Origin of the sequence: Anaerococcus vaginalis ATCC 51170, assembly GCF_000163295.1 — a bacterium.
In the GTDB taxonomy this organism is placed as follows: Bacteria; Bacillota; Clostridia; order Tissierellales; family Peptoniphilaceae; genus Anaerococcus; species Anaerococcus vaginalis.
The window spans coordinates 882,853-904,264 of the sequence record NZ_GG700527.1; the positions used below are offsets into that span (position 1 = coordinate 882,853).

Genomic DNA, 21,412 nt, shown 5'->3' on the forward strand with positions numbered 1-21,412 from the left:
ACTCCTTATTTTTCATCTATACAATCAATTCCTGGTAGAGTTTTTCCTTCTAAAAATTCAAGACTTGCTCCACCACCTGTTGATACGTGAGTAATTTTATCTTTATATCCTGCTTCTTCTATAGCAAGGGCACTATCTCCACCACCAACTATAGTTGTTGCAGAAGAATCTGCCAAGGCTTTTGCAACTTCATTAGTTCCATTAGCAAATACTTTTACTTCAAATACTCCCATAGGTCCATTCCATACAACTGTTTTTGCTTTCTTTATAATATCAGCATATTCTTTTGCAGTTTTTGGTCCAATATCTAAAGCTTCTTTATCTGTTGGAATATTATCAATATCAACTATTTCAGTTTCAGCATCTTCTTTTATTTCATCAGCAATAACTACATCTTTTGGTAAAAGTATTTTTACATTATTAGCTTCAGCTTTTTTAATTAATTCTAAAGACAAATCCATCTTGTCTTCTTCAAGAAGTGATTTTCCTATTTCTTTTCCTTGCGCTTTTAAGAAAGTATAAGCCATTCCTCCGCCGATTAAAATATAATCAACTTTTGAAATTAAATTTTCAATTACGCCAATCTTATCTGAAACTTTTGCTCCACCTAGGATTGAAACAAATGGTCTTTCTGGATTTTCCAAAGCCTTGCCCATTATTTCTATTTCTTTTTGAATTAAAAATCCTACAGCACTTTCAAGATTATTTGCAACTCCAACGTTAGAAGCGTGAGCTCTATGGCTTGTTCCAAAAGCATCATTTACAAACAAATCAGCAAGTGATGATAATTCTTTTGCAAATTCTGGGTCATTTTTTGTTTCGCCTTTTACATATCTTGTATTTTCAAGTAAAGCAAGATTTCCATTTTCAAGCTTTTCTACTTCTTCTTTTACTTTTTCATCAACTACTACATCTGATGGTAAAAAGTGGAATTTTTCTCCATAGTGATTTTCTAACCAACTTGCTACTGGTTTTAATGAAAATTCTGGATTTGCTTCTCCTTTTGGCCTTCCCAAATGGCTCATCAAAATAACTTTTGCATTATTTTCTAATAGGTAGTCAATTGTTGGAAGGGCAGCTTTTATTCTTGTATCATCAGAAATTGTATGATTTCCGTCTTTTGATAAAGGAACGTTAAAGTCTACTCTTACTAAAACTTTTTTGCCTTCAACATTTAAGTCTTTTACAGTTTTTTTATTCATAATTCTCCTCTAAAAAAAGGCGAGAATAATATCTCGCCTGTCTAACTCTTAAAGATTTGCTAAGTAATCAAGTGTTCTAACTAGGTTAGATACGTATCCCATTTCATTGTCATACCATGCAACAGTTTTAACAACTTGAGTTCCATCTGTTCCTTCAACTATTTTTGTAAGTTGAGAATCAAATATTGAACCTGCTGGATAACCTATTATATCGCTTGATACAATATCATCTTCTGTATAAGCAAATGCATCTGATGAGTATTTTTTCATTGCTGCATTAACTTCTTCTACAGTAACTTTCTTTTCTAATACTGAGTATAGTTCTGTAATAGATCCTGTAATTGTTGGAACTCTCAATGCAGAACCGTCAATTTTTCCTTCTACTTCTGGAAGTACTTTTCCTACAGCTTTTGCAGCTCCTGTTGATGCAGGAATTGTATTTTGTGCTGCAGCTCTACCACCTCTTAAATCTTTTTTAGAAGCTGGTGTATCTTGAATAGCTTGTGTAGCTGTATAAGCATGGATTGTTGACATTTGTCCTGAAACAAATCCAAATTCATTTTTTAGAACGTTAACCATTGGTGCTAAGCAGTTTGTTGTACAACTTGCTCCAGAAACTACAGTTTCAGATCCATCAAGTATTTCATGATTTACTCCAAATACTATTGTTTTTAAATCTCCTTTTCCTGGTGCAGAAATAAGAACTTTTTTAGCTCCAGCTTTGATGTGTGCTTCTGCTTTTTCTTTTTCTGTAAAGAATCCTGTACATTCAAGCACTATATCTACACCTAATTCTTTCCAAGGTAAATCTTCTGGATTTCTTTCAGCAAAAACTTTGATGTCTTTGCCATTAATTTTAAATCCATCATCTGTTAGTTCAGCATCTCCGTTAAATCTTCCTTGAGCAGTATCATATTTAAATGCATATAATAAACCTTTTTTATCAATAAGGTCATTGATTGCTACTACTTCAATATTTTCTTCTACTTCAGAAATTCTTCTTAGTGTAAGACGTCCTATTCTTCCAAATCCATTAATAGCTACTTTTGTTGTCATTATTTCCTCCTAAGTGCTTTTTCAATGTGTTTTACAATAATTATTTTACTAATTGACGTTTTTTTGTCAAGTTAGTTCTACCAATTACCATTTTCAATATACTTGTTTGCCATTTCGCTAGCAATACATCCATCACTTGCAGCTGTTACCATTTGCCTAATTTTTTTGACTCTAGTATCTCCAACTGCAAATACTCCTTTAACATTTGTTTTCATATCCTCATCTGTTGGGATGTATCCATTTTCTAATTCAACTTGGTCTTTAAACAAATCTGTTTGTGGAACATTTCCTATATATACAAAAACTCCAATTGGACTATCGTCGTCATTTTTTATTGTTTTTAATTCATTAGTTTGTGTATTTTTCAAAACTAATTCTTTTACTTCGCTATCTCCTTTTATTTCTTCAACTGTGTAATTTAATAAGAAAGAAATTTTTTCATTATCTTTGCATCTATCAATAACAGTTTGACTCGCTCTAAGTCCTTCTCTTCTGTGAATTATTGTTACACTTTTTCCAAATTTTGTAAGATATAAGGCTTCTTCAAGGGCTGCTTCTCCACCGCCTACTACATAAATATCAAGCCCTTGATAAAATGGACCATCACAAGTTGAACAATATGAAACTCCAAGATTTGCGAATTCTTTTTCGCCTTTTACATTTAATTTTCTATGACTTGCTCCTGTTGAAAGGATTACAACTTTTGTTTCATAAAATTCATCTTTTGTATAAACTTTTTTAACATCGCCCAAAAGTTCAACTTTTGTTACTTCTTGATATTTTATATCGCAAAATTGTTTTGCTTGTTCTTCCATTCTATCAGATAAGGCAAGTCCACCAGCATCTTTCATTGATCCTGGATAATTTTCTACATGTTCTGTTGTAGCAATTTGTCCACCTGCAATATCTTTTTCTAAAATTAATGTTTTTAATTTTGCTCTACCTGCATAAAGACCTGCTGTAAGTCCCGCAGGGCCTGCTCCTATAATAATTACATCAAACATTTAATCACCTCTATTAATTAAAAAATTATTTTGCCTAAGACCTTCATATAAAACTATTGCAACTGAATTGGCTAAATTAAGTGACCTATCCATATTTTTTGTCATTGGAATTGTATAAACCCTATCTTTAAATTTTTCTATTATTTTTTTATCAATTCCTTCTTTTTCCCTGCCAAAAATCAAATAATCTCCATCTTTGTAAGAAATATCTGCATAATTTTTATCACTACCAGTTTCAATAAGATAAATATTTTTTCCATTTATATATTCCAAAAATTCTTCCATTGAGTCGTGAACTACTAAATCAAGTTTATCCCAATAATCAATTCCTGCTTTTTTTAAACTTTTATCTGAAAAATCAAATTTAAATGGTCTTATTAAATGGAGTCTTGATTCGGTTAATACACAAGTTCTTGAAATATTTCCTACATTTCCAGGATGTTCTGGTGAAATTAAAACTATATTAAACATGGGAATTTTTCTCCAATACTATATTTATTGCTTCAACTAAACCAAAATTTTCATTTGTTGAAACAGTATAGTCGCAAACTTCCTTTACCTTATCAATAGAATTTCCCATAGCAAATGATAGGATTGAATTTTCTAACATGGGAATGTCATTATCTTGATCGCCAATTGCTGCAATCTCATTTTTATTTATACCCAGAAAACTTCCTATCTCACTTATTCCATTAAACTTGTTTACATCTTTTTCCATAATCTCAATTACTTTATCATTTGAGCTTGTAGCATAAAGGTCTAACTCTTTAACTTTTTCTAAGACAATAATCTTTTCTTCTTTTTTTTCTACATCTGGAAAAATTTGAAATTTTAAGGCGGTATTTTTTCTATTATTTAATTCTTTTAATGGATTTGTTGAAAATGAAAAATTCACTTGATAATTCATTCCGTACTGACTATCTTTTTTCAAATGATTAAATCTTTCTGGTCTAATTCTATTTGAATAGTATGTATCTACGTCATAAAATTGATAGGAAAGCTCATTGTTTTCGCTAAAATTTATAAGCTCTTTGATTTTTTTATCATCAATTCCTTTTGTGTATATTGGTTTTTCTTTATTTATCATAGCAAGTGCTCCATTGTTTGTAACAAATGGATTGTCAATACCTGTCAAAGACATTAAATATCTAACTGAAGGCATAGCTCTGCCTGATGTAAATACAAATTTAATTCCATTTTCATCTAATTTTTTTAGGGCATCTATTGTTTCTTTTCTTAAAATCGAATTATTGTCAAGACTTGTTCCATCCAAGTCCATTGCAAATAATTTTATCATCTTCTCTCCTTATAATCTTCGCATAAATCTTTTAAATCACATTCTTCACATAAGGGATTTCTTGCCTTACAAATTTTTCTTCCATGAGCAATTATTTGATGATGAAGTTTTGACCATTTTTCTTTTGGCAAATTTTTTCTTAAATCTTTTTCTGTATTCAAAACATCTTTGCTAGCTGCAAGTCCAATTCTATTTGAAACTCTTTGAACATGAGTATCTACTGCTATTGCATCAATGCCAAAAGCATTGCTCATTACAACATTGGCAGTTTTTCTTCCGACACCTGGAAGTTTTGTTAAATCTTTCATATTATCTGGAACTATTCCATCAAATTCTCTAATAAGCATTATTGAGGCATTTTTTATATTTTTTGCCTTATTTTTATATAAACCACAAGTTTTTATATAAGATTCAATTTCTTTTATATCCATATTAGAAAAATCTTCTGGAGTATTTGCGAATTTAAACATATTGCTTGTAACTTTGTTTACCCTAACATCTGTGCATTGGGCAGATAAAATTGTTGCAATTAAAAGCTCAAATGGCGTTGTAAAATCTAAAAAACTTTTATCTAAATTTGGATACATTTGATCTAATCTATCAACAACTTCATTAATTTCACTTTTGTTTAAAATAATTATCACCTCTTTATCGTTTTATCATTATACCCTTAAATATAAAAATATTAATTGAAGAAATTTTCTGTCTATTATATAATTATTTTTGAATTGGAGTGATTAAATGTTTAATATAAAGAAAAAAGAATTCAAAAAATTTGATTGGCTTTTGTTTTTGAGCACAACTTTTTTGAGTATATATGGACTATTTGTCCTTTATTCTGCTTTTTCTGGAAATTTTTCAGAAATTAAAAGCCAAATTATTGCAAGTATTTTAGGATTTTCTTTTATAATACTTATTTGCACAATGGATCTAGATGTTTTAAAAAAAGCAGCTTACCCAGTTTATGGAGTTTCTCTATTGCTTTTGATTTTAACTATTTTTTTAGGACAAGGTGCTGAAAGATGGGGTTCAAATTCTTGGCTAATTATTGGACCTGTTCAAATCCAACCGTCAGAAATTACAAAAATAGGAATTATTTTTGCCTTAGCAGCATATTTAGAAAAATATAAGGACGAAATTAACAATCCATCAAGACTTATAAAAACTTTAATTTTTGCATTTTTGCCAATACTTTTTATTTTGTTACAACCAGATTTTGGTACAGCTATGGTTTATATTTTCTTTATAGCTGTAATGCTTTTTTTGGCTGGACTTTCTTGGAAATGGATTGTTGGACTTTTAGCTGTCGCAGTTTTGGGAGCTTTGTTTTTATTATTAAATCTAGAAGGCTACAAGGCTGATAGAATTCACGATTTTTTAGACCCATCAAGAGATACATCAGGAAGTGGATGGCAACAACAACAAGGTTTAATAGCTATTGCTTCAGGAATGTTATCTGGTAGAGGATTTATGCAAGGAACTCAAGCACAATATGGTTATATCCCAGAAAAAGAAAGTGATTTTATATTCTCAGTTCTTGCAGAAGAATTAGGATTTATTGGAGCTATACTAATGTTAATTGCCTTTGTAATAATGATTTATAGACTTTTAACAATAAGCAAAAATTCAAAAAACTCCTTTATTTCTTTAATGGTTTCTGGTATCTGTGCAATGTTTTTTGTCCATATTTTTGAAAATGTGGCAATGACTATAGGACTTATGCCTGTAACAGGAATTCCACTTCCATTTTTTTCATCAGGAGGAACATTCTTACTAATATGTTTTATAAATATAGGACTTGCCCTATCAGCATCAATGCAAAAATCATCTTATGATATTGAAGACACAAGTTATTACGAAACTATAAAATTTAAAAATACACCTAATAAAAATATAAATTTATCTGAGAATAAATAAAAAAAATCCTTGCAAAAATTAATTTGCAAGGATTTTTTCTTGTAATTTATTCATATCTTGCCCTAATTCCTCCAATTAATTTAGGTCTAGATTTTAAAGCAGTCAAATGAGCGTTTCCAATATTTTTAATTTCTAACCTAAGTGGAACTTGAACAAATTTTATATGCATTCCAATATTTGCATCTCCAATATCCATACCAAAATCTCCACTTATATGTTCTATTACAACAGGATCTTTAAAATATTTATAAGCAGCAGTTGCAAAAGAACCTCCCGCGTGAATTTGAGGAACAACAGATACAATTTCATATCTATCCCTAAAAGCAAGCTCTCTTTCAACAACAATCGCCCTATTTATATGTTCACATCCACCAACACCAAGATAAATATTTTTATCATTTAGAATTTCAAGTAAAGTTTTAATAACTTCCTCTCCAACTTCTCCGCTCGAATGCGAACCTATTTTATATCCTAAAATTTCAGAAGATGATCCACCAAGAATAAAAACATCTCCTGCTTTTGCCTTAGATTTTTCAAGAATTTCCAAACAAGCTTTTTTAACTTCATTTTTTATATCTTCCATAACCCCTCCTAATCACTCTATTAGAAATATACCCAATAAAAAAAGATAGATGACATAAGCACCTATCTTTTACTTATTAATTTTTTTATCTTTAATCATTTTTGTTTTAGAAAATTCTTCTCGTTCTCTTTCTTCAATTTGGCTAGAAATTGATTTAATTATAGCCTCATAATTTGGAATTTGAACTTTTTCTAATGAATTTACTTTTTTCGATGTCTTTTTTATTTCTGTATCCAAATTTTTAATAGTTGTATCAAGCTCTGCAAGTTTATATACTTTCTCTTTTAAATCATTCAATGACAAAAGAGCCTCATCAAATAAAGAATTTGTCAAATTTAATGAATACGATAAGTCCAATTTTTTTGAATCAAAATCAATTTCAAAAATTTTTGTTTGCATAAACTTTTTTTCTTTCAAAGTAATGGATTCATCTAGGGGAACTGATAAGGCTATCGATTTTAACCTATCTTCCCCAGTTGTCACAATTGCTTTTTTTATATTTTTTTTAACATCTTTAATGCAAGAATTAACAATTTTATTTAATTCATTTCTTTGATTTATTTTTGCATTATATTGACCTATCAAAGCTTTTCTTTTTTTATCAAGAATATCATAACCTTCATTTATTAGGCTTAATTGATTTTTTGCCTTCATCAAATTTGCTTTAGTTGGGGCAAATTTTGTTTCAGTCATATTTAGCTCCCAAATATTTTTCCTTATTTTCCTTGCTTACCCTGTGAATTTCTTCAATTGGTAAAATTTTTAAAATATTCCATCCCAAATCCAAAGAATCTTCCAAGCTCCTATTTTCATAGGAATCTTGACTTAAAAATCTATTTTCAAAATTTTTACCAAAATCCAAATATTTTTTATCCAATTCTGATAAGTCATCTTCTCCAACTATTTGAGAAATATTTCTAATTTCTTGAACTTTTGAATAAGATTCGTAAAGCTGATTCATCAAATCATCATGATCACTTCGTGTAAAGCCTTCTCCAATTCCATCTTTCATAAGTCTTGATAGAGAAGGAAGAATATTTATTGGAGGATAAATTCCCTTTTGATCTAAGCTTCTATCAATTACAATTTGTCCTTCTGTAATATATCCAGTTAAATCTGGGATTGGATGAGTAATATCATCGTTTGGCATTGTCAAAATTGGAATTAAAGTTACAGAACCGTTAACTCCATCAATCATTCCCGCTCTTTCATATAAGCTTGCAAGATCTGAATATAAATATCCAGGATAGCCTTTACGAGAAGGCACTTCTTGTCTAATTGAAGAAACTTCACGAAGAGCTTCTGCATAAGATGTAATGTCTGTAATTATTACCAAAACGTGTTTATTTTTTTCAAAAGCCAAATATTCAGCAGCTGTAAGGGCACATTTTGGTGTAATTAATCTTTCCATAATTGGATCATCTGCCAAATTTTCATACATTACTACCTTATCTTTAACTCCTGCTTTGGTAAAAGCATCTTCAAAAAACATAGCTTCATCTTTTTTAATTCCCATTGCAGCAAAAACAAAACAAAAATCCTCTTCTGTTTTTAATTTTGCTTGCCTTACGATTTGGGCTGCAATTTCGTTGTGTGGCATTCCTGATCCAGAAAAAATTGGAAGTTTTTGTCCACGAATTAAAGTTGTCAATATATCAATTGATGAAATTCCTGTTTGGATAAAGTTTCTTGGATATTCTCTTGCAACAGGATTTAGTGGATTTCCTTCAACAGAATAAAATTTATCAGAATAAATTTCTCCACCATCATCAATAGGTCTTGCAATCCCATTAAAAGTTCTTCCTAAAATAGATTCGTTTAAGGGAATTTCTAAAGGCTTTTCTTCAAATTCTACAACAATATCATTTAAAGAAAAATCTTGTGTATTTCCAAAAACTTCTACTGTAACTGTATCATCATCAATTTTTACAACTTGACCAATAAAATTTTCTCCCAAAGTGTTTACTTTTACCACAGCATTGTAAGCAATATCTTCTACCTTATCAAGTTCAATAATTGATGCCTCAATTTTTTTGATTTTTGTATATTGCTTTTTCATTTATTACCTTCTTTCACACTTTGAAAATATGATTGAATATTGTTATTTAGTGTTGCAAATTTTTCAATTTCATCATTTTTAATATCATATTTCATTGAATTAATTTTGGCTATTAATGTTTTATCGTAAATATTTTTATAAGATATTCCCTCTTCGATTAAATTTTTTGAAATATTAAAATAATTTTCTATAACTTTTAGCATTTGAATTTGCTTATTTAATGGAACATATTTATCGGTATCATTAAAGGCATTTTGTTGAAGAAAAGCAATTTTAATCATACTTGCTACATCCAAAAGATTTTTTTGTTTATCTGATAGGGAATCTTTTCCTACTAGCATTACTATTGATTGTAACTTGTCTTCTTCAGTTAAAATTTCCATCATTTTATTTCTTAGCGAAACTATATCTTCCCCACTAATATTTTCATAATAATTTGCCATTTGATTTAGGTAATTTGAATATGAATTTAACCAATTTATAGCAGGATAATGTCTTGAATAAGCAAGATTTTTATCAAGCCCCAAAAATACATTTACACTTCTTCTAGTGTTTTCTGTTACAGGCTCAGAAAAATCTCCGCCTGTTGGAGAAACTGCTCCAATAAGAGTAACAGAACCATGACTTCCATTTAAATTTATAAAATCGCCTGCTCTTTCATAAAATTGCGAAAGTCGTGAGCCAAGATAAGCTGGGTATCCTTCTTCAGCTGGAATTTCTTCAAGTCTTGCAGAAATTTCTCTTAAAGCCTCTGCCCATCTTGATGTAGAATCTGCCATCAAAGCAACATCATAACCCATATCTCTAAAATATTCAGCCATAGTTATTCCTGTGTAAATACTTGCCTCTCTTGCAGCTACTGGCATATTTGAAGTATTTGCAATAAGAATTGTTCGCTCCATTAATCCTCTGCCTGTATTAGGATCAATAAGATTAGGAAAATCTTCGAGAACTTGAGTCATTTCGTTACCACGTTCTCCACAACCAATATAAATAATTATATCTGCATTAGAATATTGAGCCAATTGGTGTTGAAGCATAGTCTTTCCTGTTCCAAAACCCCCAGGAATTGCAACTGTTCCTCCCTTTGCAACAGGAAAAAATATATCCAAAACTCTTTGACCAGTAAGTAAAAGTTCACTTAAAGGTTTATTTCTTTTAATCGGTCTTTGAACTCTTACAGGCCAATATTGATACAATTTTAAATCTTCAATTTTTTCTTTAGTTTTAACTTTTACAATTGTATCTTCAATACAATATTTTCCATCATCTAAAACTTCTAGGACTTCTCCATCAAAATTTGACATTAGCCTATGTTCAATTATTGGACTTTCATCAATAGTTGCATATATTTGACCTTTTTTTATTTTATCGCCAACTTTTACTTTGATTTTTACATCCCATTTTTTCTTTTCATCAAGATTTGAAAGGCCAAGTCCTGATGGAATAAAAGAGCCATGCTTTAAAGCAATTTTATCTAGCGGTCTTTGAATTCCATCAAACATATTTCCAATCATTCCAGGTCCAAGTCTTACTGATAAGGGTCTGTTTGTTTTTATTATTTCATCATTTATTTTCAAACCTGATGTATCTTCGTAAACTTGAATTATAGCATAATCCCCATCTATTGAAACAACTTCTCCAATAAGTTTACCTACAGTTACCATCTCTCTTATTTTTAAATCTGACGCATTTCTAGCCTTTATTACAGGACCATTTATAGATTTAATTGTTGGAGTCATTCTTATCCTCCATTTCTTTTTCAAATTCATCAGAAATTATTTTATAAAATTTGCTTCCTATTTCATATTTATAATTATCTAATTTTTTTTCTAAAGAATAATCATATTGATAAGTAAAATCTTTATTTTTTATAATAAAGCCTCCTATTTTTGAATCATCCATTTCTTCTGTTTTAAAATCAAATAATTCTTGGTCAGATTTTTTTACACACAATATCAATTCTTTATCATTTTCAGATAAATTCTTATATATTTCATTTGCCTTTATTGCAAGTTTTTTCTTATATTCATTAGTATTTGAATAATTTTTTAACTCATCTTTAATTTCTTCAATTAATTCATCAAGCAAAGATTCTTTGAATTTGTTATATGAAGTTTTTTTATTTTGAGAAATATTTGCAATTTTTTCATTTTTTCTTGCATTGGCAAATTCTTTTCTTTTTTCTATATAAAGTTTATAATTTTTATCTAAGTCATCCTTAATTTCATTTAAAGTTTTTGAAGAAAAGTCTGTTGAATCATATAATTCTTTTTCGCTTTTTCTTTTTTCATTTGACCAAACCATCTTCCTAAAGCTTGAAATTTTTGCACTTAAATCTAGCATTTAAGTCTCCTTTACTAATCTAAAACTACTACTAAAGGAGTAGCATTTTCTACCCTATAATTTTCTACCTCATCTTTTATTTTCTCATAGCAATATTTTGAAAATATAATTAAAGCTAAGTCTTTTTCTTTTGTAAAATCTTTAAAATTATAAGATATTTCTTCTTCATTTTCTAAAATCAAACCATCAATTCCTCCAAGCCTAAAGCCAAGAAGAAAAGATAAGTCATTTGTAATTACTTTTGCTTTCATTTTAAGCAAATAAAATCATTATAGAAATAATTACACCAAAGATTGCAATACCTTCAGCAAGTCCTACGAAAATTATTGTTCTTCCAAGAATTGATGCATCTTCTGAAATTGCTCCAAGAGCTGCTGAGCCTACTTGACCTACTGCATATCCTGTTCCTATTGTTGCAAGACCTGTTGATAAGGCTGCCCCAATATATTTCAAGCCACTTGCTGTTTCACTAGCACTTCCAGCTGTAGCTGCTTTAACACCATTTGGTAAAACTAAAACCAAAATCATAACCATTATTGGTATAAATGTAGATAAATTTATTTTTAAAGCTTTTCTTATTTTTTCTTTTGAGCTATCTTCATTATTTTTTAATAGATATAAACCTGAATAAATTGTTATAACAACGCACGCTAATGCTAATATTGAAATTAAAATCATTATTTTCTCCTTATAATTTACTTATTGGACTAAATTTTTGTCCATCTCCCTTGTAATATTTACTAAACATTTCATAAAATTCTAATCTTAAACCTTGAATAAATACAATCATTCCTTCAAGTCCTATTATTAAAATATTTCCAAATATTAAAATAATAATTCCTATAATTCCTCCGCCAACAAGCTTACTCATAACTTCAAATGCCATATATAAACCGACGTGGTTTATAGCAAACGCACCTACTCTTGTAAAAGAAACAAGATTTGAAAATACAGAAAGCAAGGCTTCAATTATAGAAAATGAACTTTCTATATAATAATCAGCAGAAGATTGATCATATATTGGATTAATACCTAACATTTTTCTAGAAATTGGTTGTTTAAATATCATCAATATAATTGATAATACAAGTAAAATTATTGAAAATTTCATTGGCAATGGATTAATTTTTACAATATTTAAAATGATTAAAATAAATGAAATCATCATAATTAATCCTGCTATACCTTCTTTTCCAAAAACTCCTTCTTCTAAATCTTTTTGCTTGTGAAGTTTATTATAAATTCCTAAGATATAGGATATAAGAATTAGAATAACTCCAAAGGCGACTGAAGCAACTAATACTTTTAAAATATTATCAAATGGTTTAATTAATAATGTTGGTATTAAATCTTCAATTCCAAAAAATGATCCATACATTATGCCAAAAAAGCAAGCAGAAAATCCTATTCTTCTTACTAATTGACCAAATATTTTATTTTTCTTTTCTACTAGAAAGCTAGCCAATATAAAAATTAATCCCTGTCCTAGATCACCAAACATCATTCCATACAAAAGCATATAAGTTATTGCGAAAAATCCTGTCGGATCTATTTCATTGTAGTTTGGTGCTCCATACATATTAACCAAAAACTCAAAGGGCCTAGTTAGTTTATTATTTTTTAATTTAGTTGGTGGGTTTGCTATTGTCTGGCTATTTTTTTTTTGATCTACCAAACTGTCTTCATATTTTTCTACAGAATCTTTTACAACTTGTAATTTTGATTCTGGTACCCAACCTGAAAGATAAAAATACTTTCTACCTTTTAACATTTTATCTTTTATTTTAGAAGACTTCTTATAAAAATCTATAGTTTTTGGAAGGTTTTTTAATTCATCTATATTATCATTTTTTATTTTTTCAAGATTTTCATTTATCTTTTTAAGCTTAATTTTATTTTCTTGGTATTCTTTTTTTATCTCTTCTAAACTTTTATTTTCTGGAATATCCTTATCAATAAAACCCAAAGATGAAATTGTTCTATTTACTTCATCTTCAACACTTTTTGGATAAACTAAAAGATAATCTTCATTCCCACTTTCAATAGATTGGTTTATATTATTTTCATTCTTATCTTTAAATCCTAATTTTTCCAATAATTTCATAAAACCTGCCTTCTAGTCAATAATCTTTTCAAAGAATTCTTTTACTAACTTATCTTTCTTTTCATTAAAAACTTTTTTACTTTCTAATTTTTGCTCTTCGTAAAATTCTTCTATTTCTTTTTTCTTATAATCCGCTTCTTTTAAAATATCATCATAAATTTTATTGGAATCATCCTTAGTTTTTGAATCATAATTTTTGTTTAGTTCAAGACTAACTTTATTAACATTCTCTTTTTCATTTTTTAGTATTACATCAGTATCATTTCTTAATTTTGTCGTTTCATCATCTATACTATAAATACTTTTCAAAGCTTCCTTATTAGTTTTTATATTTGGATCATTTTTTTGTAAATGAATAATTAATGACGGTATAGATTCGTAATTATTTTTTAATATAAACCTACCGTCTTTACTAACTTCTCCCAATCTATAATTAAAATAATTTAAATTTGTTATTTTATTTATATTTATTTCTTCATTTTCAAGTGCTTGTAAGTTATTTATATATTCTTCAAGCTTTTTGTTTTTTTCTTCTAAATCTTTTTTCTTTTCTATATTATCTTCAAGCATTTTTAGTAAATTTTTAAGTTTTTCATCATTAATTCTTTTTCCATTATCGGAATCTTCTAAATTCAAAAATTCTTTAATATCTTCAAGATTTTTTATAAAAGTAGAATCTATTTTTTCAAAGCTATCTAGCTCATTAAAGTCCTCTGTTTTATCGATATTTTCTTCGCTAGCTTTTATAGAAAACTCTCTGTTTTGTACTTGCCTAAAGGCATCAACTTGATCAAATTCATCAATGTTAATTAAATCTTCAAGAAAATCATCTAAATTTTCAAGTTTAGCCATTATATTAACTAAGTGCATTTTTTCGACAGCCATTTTATCACCTCTTTATTATATAATGTTTCTTTTCATCCTTATCAAAAGTTTCATCAAATTCAAGCATACTTATGATATTTTTATTAGAAATTTCCATCATATCAACTATATAAATTAATTTGAGCAAATCATATTTTGAATTATTTAATCTTTTTGAATTATCACTCAATAAATCTTGCTTTGCTTTATAGAAATTAGAAGAATTATTAAATAATGAATTATAAGGACTTCCTAATATTTTTTCCTTAACTTTATCTAGACTTAATTTTGATAATTTTTTTAAATCTTCTGTTTTTAGATATTTGCCTCCTTCAATTAAATAATTAAATATTTCATAATCATTTAAAATAAAGTAGTTTTTTAATCTAAATAACATTTCAATATTAAAAATATCAATTTCTTTACCTATAAATTCTCTAAGCTCCTTGCCAAGATTTTTTGGAAGTTTTTTAGTTTCTTCTAAAAGGTCTCTATAATAAAATTTATTTAATGAATTAGATATTAGAAAAATTATAGAATCTTTTTGCATATTTTCATTTAAAAATGGATAAAGAGTTCTATAATACCTAGTTGACTTAGATTTTTCCACAAAAGTTTGAAAATCATCGTCTTTTGATACATTTATATTTTGAGAAAATTTTTCTCTTTTTATAATATCTAAACTATCTTTCAAATGCTCATTTAAAATCGCCTGAACAATTAATTGAATTAATTGTAGTTCAAATTTTGAAATATATTTTATAAAGAAATTTTTCTCTTCTCCTTTAAGAAATTTCAAAAATGAATTTAAATCGTCATATAAGCTATTGGAAAGAAAAATTTCCATATCTTTTTTAGAGTAAATATTAGGTATTTCACTTTTATTTGCTCTAATAATATCTAATTTTCTTTCCAAACTGTCTTCGTACAATAAATCTCTACAAATTTCTTTACTAGGCAATTTCCCAAGTTTAGCTTTTGCTTTTACTACATAAGCTCTCATAGTGCCTTCTTTCTTAATATTTAATCTTGGACTAGTTCTCCTGATATTGTAAATGAAGTGTTATCTGTGATTTTTACTTTTACGATTTGCCCTATTAAATTTTTATCCGCTTTAACATGAACTAATTTAAAAGTATCTGTCCTGCCTGTTAGAACATTTTTATTATTTTTACTTTCAGATTCTAACAAGACTTCAACAACTTTACCTACATATTCTTTATTTTTTTCATTAAATATTGGATAAAGAGTATCCAGTAATCTATCAAACCTATCTTGAACAATTTTATCGTCAATTGGATCCAATTTAGCAGCTTTTGTTTTTGGTCTTGGAGAATATTTAAAAGTAAAAGCAGTATCAAATCCTACTTTTCTACAAACATCTAAAGTTTCTTGGAAATCTTCTTCTGTTTCAGTAGGATAACCTACAATAATATCCGTAGAAATTGCAATACCAGGAATCTCTTCTTTTAATTTTCTAGCTTTTTCTAAATATTGCTCTTTATTATATTTTCTATTCATATCTTTAAGAACTTTGTCAGAACCTGATTGCATAGGAAGGTGAAAATAATTACATATATTATCATTTTCTTTAATAACTCTAATTAAATCATCAGATAAGTCTTTTGGATGACTTGTTGTAAATCTTAATCTTTGAAGTCCTTCAATTTTTGCACATTTTTCTAAAAGTTCTGGAAAAGTTACATTAAAGTCTGATTTGTTTCCATAAGAATTTACATTTTGTCCTAAAAGTGTGATTTCTTTATAGCCATTTTTAACTAAATTTTCAATTTCTTCAATAATGTGAGATGGTCTTCTACTTTCTTCTCTTCCTCTTGATTGAGGAACTATACAATATGAACAGAAATTATCGCAACCTCTCATTATATTTACATAAGCTTGAAAATTATTTTTGCTATTATAATTTACGTAATCATCTTTTACATTATCTTCTGAAACATCAATTACTCTTTCGCCTGTTTCTAAATATTTAAATAATAGATCTGGCAAAGAATTTATATTTTTAGTTCCAAAAATTATATCAACTTCTTTGTGTTTTTTTTCTATAACTTCTCTAGCAACGCTAGTTTGCATCATACAACCTGATACCGCTATAATTTTTTCAGGATTTTCTTCTTTTAATTTTTTTAAACTTGATACTTGACCATAAAGTTTTAATTCAGCATTCTCTCTTACAAGACAAGTGTTAAATAAAATAAAATCAGCATCATTTCTATCATCAGTTTTTGTATAACCTAAATCTTCTAATATATACGAAATTCTTTCAGAGTCATGTTCATTCATCTGACAACCAAACGTTGTTATATTATATTTTTTATTTACAAAATAATTCTTATATTTTTCATTATTTTTTAATTGCATATATCTCCTTACAGCTAAAAAAGAGATGATCTAGACCATCTCTTTTTTGTATAATTGTAAATTATCAGATATTATTCTTCAGTAGAATCTTCGTCTTCTATTTCTATACCTGATAGTACTTCTTCTATAGCAAATCCAATGTTATTATTTAAATCATTATCGCCAAATTCGTTGTTTGCTTCTTTCTTTTCAGCTTTTCTTTTAGCTTTAGCATTAGATCTGTTTTTGTTTTCTTCGTTATTTCTTCTTGGTTTTCTTTCAGTTCTTTCTGGAGCTTCTTTTAAAGCTTTAATTGAAAGACCAATTTTTTCTTCTTCTGGATCGATGCTTAAAATTTTAACTTCTACTTCATCGCCAACATTTAATTCATCTGATGGTTTTTCAACATGATCCCATGAAATTTCAGAAACGTGAATTAATCCTTCAACTCCTTCGCTAACTTCAACGAAAGCACCAAAGTCTAAAAGATTTACAACTTTTCCTGTTATAACATCTCCAACTTCATGTTCATTTGTAAATTCTGCAAATGGTTTTTCAAGAAGTTGTTTTCTTCCAAGTGAAATTCTATTTTTTTCTTTGTTTAATTTTAAAATTTTAACTTCAATATCATCGCCGATATTTAAAACATCCTTTGGATGTTCTACTCTTGTCCAAGCTATATCAGATACGTGAAGTAATCCATCAAGACTTCCTATTTCAATGAAAGCACCAAAATCTGTAAGTCTTGCAACTTTTCCTGTTATAACTTGTCCTTCTTCTAATTCATCCCATTGTTCATCAAGTTTTTCTTCAACAATGTCTTTTCTTGATAAAACTAGACGATTTTTTCTCTCATCTATTGAAATGATTTTAAGATCCCAATGTTCTCCAACAAATTTTTTGAAGTTTTTAACAAAATATGGAGCTATTTGGCTTGCAGGAACAAATCCATTGATTCCCATAACTCTAGCTGTAAGACCACCTTTGTTTGCTCCTGTTACATCACCTTCAACAGTTTGGTCATTTTCGTAAGCTTCTCTAAGGTTTTTCCAATTTTTCATTCCTTCTACTCTTCTAGTAGATAATGAAACATTGCCTTCTCCATCATCAAGTTTTATAACATAAACTTCTACTTCTTGACCGATTTCAAAATTATCTTTTGGATTTTCTCTTTGTTCTTCAGTCATTTCATCTAATTTTACAATACCATCTGCACGATATTGAATGTCTACGAAAACTTCATCATCTTTCACATCAATAATTGTTCCGTTTACAACATCTCTAGGATATATTTTTTTCATACTATCTTCAATGCTGTTCATTAATTCTTCATTTGTTAAATCATCCATCCTATTAACTACCTCCTCGATAACCTGATCTGGTGTGGATGCACCAGCGATTACCCCTATTATATTAAAATTTGAGAGCTTTTGCAAAGGTAGATCTTTAACAGTTTCTATTCTTTGAACATTTTCACAATACTTTTGTGCTATTTGATAAAGCTTGTTTGTATTCGAACTATTAAAACCACCAACAACAATCATACAATCAACTTCTTTTGATAGGCTCTTACATGCTTCTTGCCTTAATCTTGTAGCATTGCAGATTGTATTTTCTATTACTACATCATCATTCGTCTTCTCTAACTCATGAGCAATATTCTCAAAAAAATCAATTCTGTTTGTTGTTTGACTAACAACATAAAGTTTTGACATATTTGTAATATTTTTTGCTTCAGTCTCATCTTTTATTATTATACCATTATTTACGTAAGATGCCATAGCTTTTATTTCGGGATGTTCTTTATCTCCAATAATTACTATGGTGTATCCTTCATGTTCTTTTTTGATTATTTTTTTGTAAATATTTAAAAGAACTGGACAAGTTGCATCAACAACTTCATTAGAATTTTTTTTAAGATTTTCTTTTAGATTTTCACTTACTCCATGGCTTCTTATTACAATTTGTGAATTTTTTATTTTTAAAATTTCATTTTCATCTACAACACTTACGCCTTTTTTTTCAAGCCTTTTAACTTGAGTTGGATTGTGAACCAAAGGCCCTAGTGTATATGTTTTTATATTTTTTTCGCTTGCTTTATTTGCAAGGTCAACACTTCTTCTAACCCCGTTACAAAAGCCAGAATTTTTCGCAACTATTATTTTCATCTCAAACCTTTCTTAAAAATTTGTGATTTTCATACATTTTCTCATAAGTTTCATCCATGATTTTTTCCATTGCATCTTTTGATTTATATTTTTCAAAATCTTCAATTTGTATAAGATTTTTAATGTATAAATCCGTTTTACAAAATGGCTTATAAGAAGATATAATTTCTATTGTTAATATATCAGTTTTTGATTTAAGTGCAATATATCCTGCACCATCTTTTATATTTTCTCTTTTTATTTCCTTAACTCTTGTTCCTTCAGGAAATATTCCTAAAATTTTTCCTGTTTTTATTAATTTTATTGAATCTCTTAAAACCGATAAATCTTTTCCATCTCTTTGAGCTGGTATTGCATTTAAAGATTTTAATATATTTTTTAAAATTGGTATTTCAAATAATTCTTTTTTTGCTATAAAATGAATCTGCCTATCTAAAGCCATTGCAACAAAAACCGGATCAAGAAAAGATTTGTGATTTGCACAAACAATAAATTTTCTATCTTGTGGAATATTTTCATAACCGTGTACTTTTATCCTAAACAAAGGTGTTGCTATTAATCTTAATATTAAATATATAAATCTATAAAACATCTTCTTTGTCCATTTTATTTATAATTTCTTCAATAGTTTCATCAATTGTTAAATTTGAAGAATCTATTTCTATGGCATCTTCTGCTTTTTTTAATGGAGAAATTTCCCTGTGTGAATCTAAATAATCTCTTTTTTCTATATCTTTTTGAATTTCTTCAAGTGATTTATCAATTTCATTTTGCTCATAGCGTCTTTTTGCCCTAACTTCACTTGATGCTACTAGAAAAAATTTGTACTTTGCATTAGGAAAAACTACAGTGCCTATATCTCTTCCATCAAGAATAATTGATTTATTTTGAGAAATTTTTCTTTGCATATCTACTAAATATTTTCTAACTAAGAAAATAGATGATACCCATGATACATTTTCAGTTACTTCCTTATTTCTAATTTTTTCGCTTACATCTTTTTCATTTAAAAATACCTTGTCACCTTTTATGTCGATATTAATTTTTCTAAGCAAATCTATATCAATTTTGTCTGATTTTTTTATATTATTTTCTAAAAAAAATAAGGTTACTGCCCTATACATTGAACCTGTATTTAAATATGAAATTTTTAATTTTTTAGCCAAAATATTTGCTATTGTGCTTTTTCCTGATCCACTTGGTCCATCTAAAGCTATAATAAAATTACTCATTTTCCCTCCTTAAATCCTTAGCACAAGCATAGGCTTGTGAAAATGCAATTTGCAAATTATATCCTCCTGTAAGAGCATCAACATCTGTAACTTCCCCAACAAAATACAGACCAGAAACTATTTTTGATTGCATATTTTTAGGATCAAGTTCTTTACAATCAACTCCACCTGAGGTTATAATAGCATTTTTTATTTCACTTAATCCATTAAATTTTAAATGAAAATATTTAATTTCTTTTATTAATCTAAATCTCTCATCTTTTGTAATTTGGTTTGCTTTTGTATGAAAATCTATATTTGATCTTTTTAAAACTACATCTACAAAAGCATTTAGCAATAGTTTTTTTAAAATATTTCCTACATCTTTATTAGAATTATTTTCAAAATCTCTTAGAAGCCTATTATCTAATTTTTCAAAATCTAGACCTGCTTTAAGGTCAATATACATATTTTTGACTTTTTTTCTATTAATTAGTGATGACATAGTTAAAACAATAGGTCCTGTTATAAATTTTTTTCCTATTAGCATTTCTCCAAATTCACTAACTTTTTTATCTTCGCACTCCGCATTCAAGCTTACATTTTTTAAGGAAATCCCATTTAAGCTATCTAAATCATCATCTAAAAATTTAATGGGACAAAGACCTGGTTTTGTACTAATAATTTTATGAGAAAAATATTTTGCAAATTTATAACCATCGCCAGTTGAACCTGTCAATGGATATGAAAGACCTCCTGTTGCAATTACAACTTTATCAAATTCATAAGAATTATTTTGGGTAAGAACAATAAATTTATTTAAATTTTTGTCTTTATAAATTTTATTTACATTTTCATTTAATTTTAAATCTATATTTTTTTCTTTAATAAGCTTTTCAAAAAATTTAATTACATCATTTGATTTTTCACTTTTTGGAAAAACCCTATCTCCTCTTTGGGTTGTAAGTTTTAATCCCTTATTTTCCAAATAATCCATAAGAGCGTAATTATCAAAATTTGTAAATGACGAATACATAAACTTCTTGTTTACAAGAATATTATCCAAAAATTCATCAAAAAATTTGGCATTAGTAATATTACACCTGCCTTTTCCGGTTATAAATATTTTCTTGCCAATTTTGTCATTTTTTTCTATTAAAGTTATTTTATTTTTTTCGTTTTTAGCATTTATTGCAGTAAAAATACCGCCTGCTCCTGCTCCAATTATTCCAATATCCAT

22 protein-coding genes are annotated in these 21,412 nt (G+C 27.9%); 1 reads left to right on the forward strand and 21 read right to left on the reverse strand.

All coding sequences use genetic code 11. From position 1 onward, the window contains the following. Positions 1 to 5: 5 nt before the first annotated feature. The 6 genes from HMPREF0078_RS04200 to nth form a co-directional block, all read right to left on the reverse strand. Positions 6 to 1,202 (reverse strand): phosphoglycerate kinase, encoded by a 1,197-nt coding sequence (locus HMPREF0078_RS04200; protein WP_004838886.1) that lies wholly within the window; start codon positions 1,200 to 1,202, stop codon positions 6 to 8. Positions 1,203 to 1,250: 48 nt separating this feature from the next. Then, positions 1,251 to 2,258 carry a type I glyceraldehyde-3-phosphate dehydrogenase gene (gene gap, locus HMPREF0078_RS04205; protein ID WP_004838887.1) on the reverse strand — a complete coding sequence of 336 codons (1,008 nt, stop codon included), beginning with the start codon at positions 2,256 to 2,258 and terminating at the stop codon, positions 1,251 to 1,253. A 77-nt stretch (positions 2,259 to 2,335) separates the two neighbouring features. After that, positions 2,336 to 3,262 (reverse strand): thioredoxin-disulfide reductase, encoded by a 927-nt coding sequence (gene trxB / locus HMPREF0078_RS04210; protein ID WP_004838888.1) that lies wholly within the window; start codon positions 3,260 to 3,262, stop codon positions 2,336 to 2,338. Then, positions 3,263 to 3,733 carry a tRNA (cytidine(34)-2'-O)-methyltransferase gene (locus tag HMPREF0078_RS04215; protein ID WP_004838889.1) on the reverse strand — a complete coding sequence of 157 codons (471 nt, stop codon included), beginning with the start codon at positions 3,731 to 3,733 and terminating at the stop codon, positions 3,263 to 3,265. After that, complete coding sequence (locus HMPREF0078_RS04220) at positions 3,726 to 4,559, reverse strand: Cof-type HAD-IIB family hydrolase (protein WP_004838890.1); 834 nt, start codon at positions 4,557 to 4,559, stop codon at positions 3,726 to 3,728. The genes HMPREF0078_RS04215 and HMPREF0078_RS04220 overlap by 8 nt, the downstream gene beginning before the upstream one ends. Beyond that, a complete protein-coding gene (nth, locus tag HMPREF0078_RS04225) occupies positions 4,556 to 5,203 on the reverse strand; it encodes an endonuclease III (RefSeq protein WP_004838891.1) in 648 nt (215 codons plus the stop codon). Before nth ends, HMPREF0078_RS04220 begins: the two co-directional genes overlap by 4 nt. Before the next feature lie 97 nt (positions 5,204 to 5,300). Between nth and rodA the strand changes: the two genes are divergently transcribed. Beyond that, positions 5,301 to 6,476 carry a rod shape-determining protein RodA gene (gene rodA, locus HMPREF0078_RS04230; protein ID WP_004838892.1) on the forward strand — a complete coding sequence of 392 codons (1,176 nt, stop codon included), beginning with the start codon at positions 5,301 to 5,303 and terminating at the stop codon, positions 6,474 to 6,476. Between the two features lie 46 nt (positions 6,477 to 6,522). On the opposite strand, the gene HMPREF0078_RS04235 is transcribed toward rodA, so the two are convergent. The 15 genes from HMPREF0078_RS04235 to HMPREF0078_RS04305 form a co-directional block, all read right to left on the reverse strand. After that, positions 6,523 to 7,059 (reverse strand): TIGR01440 family protein, encoded by a 537-nt coding sequence (locus HMPREF0078_RS04235; protein ID WP_004838893.1) that lies wholly within the window; start codon positions 7,057 to 7,059, stop codon positions 6,523 to 6,525. Between the two features lie 69 nt (positions 7,060 to 7,128). Then, positions 7,129 to 7,752, reverse strand: coding sequence for a V-type ATP synthase subunit D (locus HMPREF0078_RS04240; RefSeq protein WP_004838894.1), 624 nt, complete (start codon positions 7,750 to 7,752; stop codon positions 7,129 to 7,131). After that, a complete protein-coding gene (locus tag HMPREF0078_RS04245; protein ID WP_004838895.1) occupies positions 7,745 to 9,118 on the reverse strand; it encodes a V-type ATP synthase subunit B in 1,374 nt (457 codons plus the stop codon). The genes HMPREF0078_RS04240 and HMPREF0078_RS04245 overlap by 8 nt, the downstream gene beginning before the upstream one ends. Then, the gene (locus HMPREF0078_RS04250; RefSeq protein ID WP_039920510.1) at positions 9,115 to 10,860 is read right to left on the reverse strand and encodes a V-type ATP synthase subunit A; all 1,746 of its coding nucleotides are present in this window, start codon (positions 10,858 to 10,860) and stop codon (positions 9,115 to 9,117) included. The genes HMPREF0078_RS04245 and HMPREF0078_RS04250 overlap by 4 nt, the downstream gene beginning before the upstream one ends. Next, the gene (locus HMPREF0078_RS04255) at positions 10,844 to 11,464 is read right to left on the reverse strand and encodes a hypothetical protein (RefSeq protein ID WP_004838897.1); all 621 of its coding nucleotides are present in this window, start codon (positions 11,462 to 11,464) and stop codon (positions 10,844 to 10,846) included. The genes HMPREF0078_RS04250 and HMPREF0078_RS04255 overlap by 17 nt, the downstream gene beginning before the upstream one ends. A 14-nt stretch (positions 11,465 to 11,478) precedes the next feature. Beyond that, on the reverse strand, positions 11,479 to 11,715 hold the full coding sequence (locus HMPREF0078_RS04260) for a V-type ATP synthase subunit F (RefSeq protein WP_004838898.1): 237 nt from the start codon (positions 11,713 to 11,715) through the stop codon (positions 11,479 to 11,481). 1 nt (position 11,716) lies between these two features. Next, complete coding sequence (locus HMPREF0078_RS04265) at positions 11,717 to 12,142, reverse strand: ATP synthase subunit C (RefSeq protein ID WP_004838899.1); 426 nt, start codon at positions 12,140 to 12,142, stop codon at positions 11,717 to 11,719. 10 nt (positions 12,143 to 12,152) lie between these two features. Beyond that, positions 12,153 to 13,568: a V-type ATP synthase subunit I gene (locus HMPREF0078_RS04270; protein ID WP_004838900.1), complete on the reverse strand. Its 1,416-nt coding sequence runs from the start codon at positions 13,566 to 13,568 to the stop codon at positions 12,153 to 12,155. 12 nt (positions 13,569 to 13,580) lie between these two features. After that, positions 13,581 to 14,453 carry a V-type ATP synthase subunit I domain-containing protein gene (locus tag HMPREF0078_RS04275; RefSeq protein WP_004838901.1) on the reverse strand — a complete coding sequence of 291 codons (873 nt, stop codon included), beginning with the start codon at positions 14,451 to 14,453 and terminating at the stop codon, positions 13,581 to 13,583. A 4-nt stretch (positions 14,454 to 14,457) separates the two neighbouring features. Continuing rightward, entirely contained in the window at positions 14,458 to 15,435 is a 978-nt protein-coding gene (locus HMPREF0078_RS04280) for a V0D/AC39 family V-type ATPase subunit (RefSeq protein ID WP_004838902.1), read from the reverse strand. Between the two features lie 20 nt (positions 15,436 to 15,455). Further along, entirely contained in the window at positions 15,456 to 16,814 is a 1,359-nt protein-coding gene (gene miaB, locus HMPREF0078_RS04285) for a tRNA (N6-isopentenyl adenosine(37)-C2)-methylthiotransferase MiaB (protein WP_004838903.1), read from the reverse strand. Between the two features lie 71 nt (positions 16,815 to 16,885). Then, positions 16,886 to 18,961: a bifunctional 4-hydroxy-3-methylbut-2-enyl diphosphate reductase/30S ribosomal protein S1 gene (locus tag HMPREF0078_RS04290; RefSeq protein ID WP_004838904.1), complete on the reverse strand. Its 2,076-nt coding sequence runs from the start codon at positions 18,959 to 18,961 to the stop codon at positions 16,886 to 16,888. Between the two features lies 1 nt (position 18,962). Continuing rightward, positions 18,963 to 19,553, reverse strand: coding sequence for a lysophospholipid acyltransferase family protein (locus HMPREF0078_RS04295; protein WP_004838905.1), 591 nt, complete (start codon positions 19,551 to 19,553; stop codon positions 18,963 to 18,965). Continuing rightward, positions 19,543 to 20,193, reverse strand: a complete 651-nt coding sequence (gene cmk, locus HMPREF0078_RS04300) for a (d)CMP kinase (RefSeq protein ID WP_004838906.1) — start codon at positions 20,191 to 20,193, stop codon at positions 19,543 to 19,545. The genes HMPREF0078_RS04295 and cmk overlap by 11 nt, the downstream gene beginning before the upstream one ends. Continuing rightward, on the reverse strand, positions 20,186 to 21,412 hold the full coding sequence (locus HMPREF0078_RS04305) for a BaiN/RdsA family NAD(P)/FAD-dependent oxidoreductase (RefSeq protein WP_004838907.1): 1,227 nt from the start codon (positions 21,410 to 21,412) through the stop codon (positions 20,186 to 20,188). The genes cmk and HMPREF0078_RS04305 overlap by 8 nt, the downstream gene beginning before the upstream one ends.